Here is a 2,139-nt window from a genome sequence, read left to right on the forward strand (position 1 = left end):
GCCAGCGCGCGGACAGCCGATCCGGCGACCGGGCTGGATCGGGCGCGACCACGGCGAGCGCGGCCGGCGAGATCACGTAGGCCCCGGCGGAAGCCCGGACGACGCGCTCGGTCATGTTGCCCTTGCGGCGCTCCTCGACCAGCTCCACCAGGCCGTGCTGCTCAAGCGTCTTGACGTGGTAGTTGACCTTCTGCCGGGCAAGCCCGAGCCGCGCCGCGAGTGTCGTCGCGGTCTGTGGCTCGGCCAGCTCCGCGAGCATCCGGGCCCGGATCGGATCGAGCGAGGCCTCCGCGGCTGCGGCGTCCTCGATCACTGCGACATCGTGCATGCCACAACCGTGCCACCGACAACTCTTTTTGTCAAGACAGTAAGAGTTGTCGGTGGCACGCGGCGGCGCGACTAGCTGCCTGCCTGCTCCCGGGTTCCCTCGGCCGGGGCGAACAGCACGACCGCCGCCAGGTCCTCGGTGACGTCCGTGAACCGGTGCTCCTCCCCAGCGGCTACGTAGATCACCGCGCCGGGGCCTACCGCGGAGCTGTCCTCGCCGGCCCGCAGCACCGCCCGCCCGGAGATCACCACGTAGATCTCGTCCTCGGTGTGCGGCACCTGGTCGTCCACGCCGCCGCGCGGGACGGAGTACGTGCCGACGCTGAGATCGGTCACGCGCAGGTGCTCGATCCAGTGGTTGCGGTCCTGCCCGACCGGGGGCGTGAACCGCCCTGCGTCGTTGATCACCCTCATGGCGTCCTCCCGGTCGGCCACAATACTCACCCGCATAAACACGCAGATATGTGGAAAGTGAGGAAAGTAGGGACAGGAGGGGACTGAGCGACCGCAGGAGGTCAGGATGAGACGCAGGCTCCAGTTCGGGATCGCCGCCATTGCCTCCGTGGCCTTACTGGCCTCGGCCTGCAGTTCGTCGTCCGGCACGCCAGCGGCGGGCGGCAAACCAACCAGCGGCGGGACGGCGACGTTCGCCGAGCAGCCGGGGGTCACCCCCAACTACATCTTCCCGATGCTCACCGGCGCGTACTACAGCGTGGCCAACATCGAGGAATTCCAGCGGCTGTCGTTCCGGTCGCTGTACTGGATCGGCAACGCGAAGGGCCAGCCGGTCGTCGACCCGGCGATGAGCCTCGCCGCCCTGCCCACCTACAGTGACAACAACTCGGTGGTCACCATTCACCTGGGCAACTACACCTGGTCCGACGGGCAGCCGGTCACAGCCCGCGACGTCGCGTTCTGGATCAACCTGCTGCGGGCCAACAAGGCCGACTTCGCCGCGTACATCCCCGGGGAGTTCCCGGACAACCTGAAGAGCTACAAGATCGTCAACTCGAAGACGATCGTGCTGACGCTGACCGGGTCCTTCAACCCCACCTGGTTCACCTATGACCAGCTATCGCAGATCACGCCGCTGCCCGCACAGACGATGGACAAGACGTCGGCCTCCGGCGAGGTTGGCAACTACGACACGACGACCGCCGGGGCGAAGGCCGTCTTCGCCTTCCTGACCGCGCAGTCCAAGGACCTCGCCAGCTACGGCAGCAACCCGCTGTGGAAGGTCGTCGACGGGCCGTGGAAGCTCGTCAGCTACCAGACCACGGGCTACGCGAAGTTCGCCGCCAACAAGGCCTACGCGGGCCCGGACAAGCCCAGGCTCAGCTACTTCGTCGAACTGCCGTTCACCAGCGACACCTCCGAGCTCAACGTGCTGCGCTCGGGCACCTCGATCGACTACGGCTACCTGCCGACGGAGGACGCGTCGCAGTCGCCGGCGCTCGCCTCGGACGGCTACACCACCACGCAATGGCAGGGCTGGGGCACGAGCTTCTTCCTGATGAACTTCCAGAACCCGAAGACCGGGCCGCTCATCGCGCAGCCTTACCTCCGGCAGGCCATGCAGTCACTGATCGACGAGCCCGCGTACCTCAAGGGCCCGCTGGAGGGTTACGGCCACACCGACTACGGCCCGGTCCCGGTGATCCCGGCAAACCCGTACATCGACGCCTACGAGGCCAAGGGCCCGTGGCCGTACTCGCCCGCCGCCGCCGTCAAGCTGCTGTCCAGCCACGGCTGGGCCGTCAAGCGCGGCGGCCTGACCACGTGCACGTCACCGGGGTCCGGCGCCGGGCACTG

General features: G+C 67.8%; 3 protein-coding genes. 1 reads left to right on the top strand and 2 read right to left on the bottom strand.

The window, feature by feature from the left end:
- On the bottom strand, window positions 1-328 hold a 328-nt coding region (locus VME70_00985; protein ID HTW18769.1), incomplete at its 3' end, for a helix-turn-helix domain-containing protein.
- A 71-nt stretch (window positions 329-399) separates the two neighbouring features.
- Window positions 400-741 carry a cupin domain-containing protein gene (locus tag VME70_00990; protein ID HTW18770.1) on the bottom strand — a complete coding sequence of 114 codons (342 nt, stop codon included), beginning with the start codon at window positions 739-741 and terminating at the stop codon, window positions 400-402.
- Window positions 742-847: 106 nt separating this feature from the next.
- Here VME70_00990 and VME70_00995 point away from each other — a divergent pair.
- The coding region (locus VME70_00995; protein ID HTW18771.1) for an ABC transporter substrate-binding protein at window positions 848-2,139 on the top strand (1,292 nt) is incomplete at its 3' end.

This window comes from Mycobacteriales bacterium, assembly GCA_035504215.1.
Taxonomy (GTDB): Bacteria; Actinomycetota; Actinomycetes; order JAFAQI01; family JAFAQI01; genus DATAUK01.